The organism is Moorena sp. SIO4A1, assembly GCF_010672065.1.
Classification (GTDB): domain Bacteria; phylum Cyanobacteriota; class Cyanobacteriia; order Cyanobacteriales; family Coleofasciculaceae; genus Moorena.
On record NZ_JAAHHX010000908.1, the window covers coordinates 1 to 1,189 of the forward strand.

Annotated in this window: 1 protein-coding gene and 1 pseudogene; both read left to right on the forward strand. The window is 43.6% G+C overall.

From position 1 onward, the window contains the following. On the forward strand, nucleotides 1-494 hold a 494-nt coding region (locus F6K53_RS46365; RefSeq protein WP_366511453.1), incomplete at its 5' end, for an ISAs1 family transposase. Between the two features lie 248 nt (nucleotides 495-742). Beyond that, nucleotides 743-899 (forward strand): annotated as a pseudogene (locus tag F6K53_RS46370) (ISAs1 family transposase); the annotation flags it as partial. Nucleotides 900-1,189 lie beyond the last annotated feature (290 nt).

Sequence of the window (1,189 nt, forward strand, 5' to 3'; positions counted from 1 at the left end):
TCGAAACTTATGGGATTAGCCACCACCAATGGTTGGGGAGCTTTTTAGCATTACCCAATGGAATTCCCTGTGCAGATACGTACAGGCGAGTGTTTGAGAAGATCTCACCGAGGGCCTTTGAGGATAGTTTCCAGAGTTGGTTAAGTAGTTTAGTGACGGATTTAGGAGCACAGGTGATTCCCATTGATGGCAAACAACTCAAGAGTTCCTATGACCGCAACCAAGCACAATCCGCTTTGCATATGGTTAGTGCTTGGGCGAGTGAGCATCGGCTGTTTCTTGGGCAAGTGAAAGTGGATGATAAAAGCAATGAGATTACAGCGATTCCAGCCTTACTAGAATTATTGGACATCTGCGGATGCATCATTACTATTGATGCCATGGGAACTCAGCATGAGATAGTCCGTGGTATTCGTGCTAAGGGTGCTGATTATGTCCTGGCACTCAAAGGGAATCATCCTACTAAGTTCCACGCAGGTCAAGGGATGGTTTGAAACTGCTGTTGCTAATAAGTTTGAGAGTGTTGAGTATAGCTATGATGTGCGGGTAGAATCAGCACACCATCGTACTGAAAAGCGCGATTGTTTGGGCCGTTTCTGTTGAGCAAATAGACTTCGATTTATACCAACAGTCCAAGTGGTCTGGATTACAGAGTATCGTGATGGTTATTCGCACCCGCCATCTTTGGAACAAGACTACCCGCGAAGTGATGTTTTACCTGACTTCTTTACCACCCCATGCTCAAAAGTTGGGCAAAGCTATTCGGCAGCACTGGTCTATTGAAAACCAACTTCACGCTCGTATTAGATGTGACTTTTGGGGAGGATGCTAGCCGGATTCGTACAGGGCATGCCCCACAGAATATGGCTTTACTTAAGCTAGGAAGTCTTAATCTACTCAATCTTGAAACGAGCTATAAACGCAGTACTCGTCAAAAAGCTAAACGAGCCAGCATGGATACAAGGTATATGCTTAAGGTTTTAGAAACCTCCATTCCCTTAAACTCTAGCATATCGAACCCATAAATTTTCTTGCGCTTACCCTGGTAATACTCTAGTATTTATTAGTTAGTTTTAATGGTCAATAATTCATCAAAAAAATACCAGTTTTATTGAGTGGTTTTCCAGGAATTTACTGGTGCGAATTGCTGCTGCAACTGGTTGTAAGTTATAGCACCAAGGGGACTGAA